1 pseudogene is annotated in these 430 nt (G+C 74.0%); it reads left to right on the top strand.

Annotation, left to right across the window (positions count from 1 at the left end):
• Positions 1-430 (top strand): annotated as a pseudogene (locus tag RB628_RS41505) (hypothetical protein); the annotation flags it as partial.

Genomic DNA, 430 nt, shown 5'->3' with positions numbered 1-430 from the left:
CCCGCGACCGGCCCCCGCGTGTTGAGCCGGACGTCGCGTTCGCCGAGCATCCGCAGCTCGGCGTGGTCGCCGCCACCGCCGACGGTTCTTCCCTCAGCGGCCAGCTCCTCGAAGAGCACGGTTGGCGGCATAACACGAGCCTGGACATCTACACGCTGCCGATCGCCACCGACCGTGGCCAGGCTCTCGGCAAGGTAGCTCAGGCCACCGTGGCGATGCACCGCGCCGACCTCCAGGTAGCCGTGCAGCCCACCCTCGTCCGGGACATCACCGCACACCGCCCGCCCGCACCGTCTGCAGCAGCGCGCCATGAACGCAGCCCGGACGTCGCCCCCCCCCGCAGGTTCCCCGTCATGAACGCCGCCGCGCTCGCCGCCAGTCCCGCCCGCGCCGGCCTGCCCGGCAAACCTCCGGTCCCCACGCCCGCCGC

Origin of the sequence: Streptomyces sp. ADMS, assembly GCF_033441795.1 — a bacterium.
In the GTDB taxonomy this organism is placed as follows: domain Bacteria; phylum Actinomycetota; class Actinomycetes; order Streptomycetales; family Streptomycetaceae; genus Streptomyces.
The sequence above is the reverse complement of the archived record's forward strand: the minus strand, read 5'-3'. Positions and strand labels throughout refer to the sequence as shown.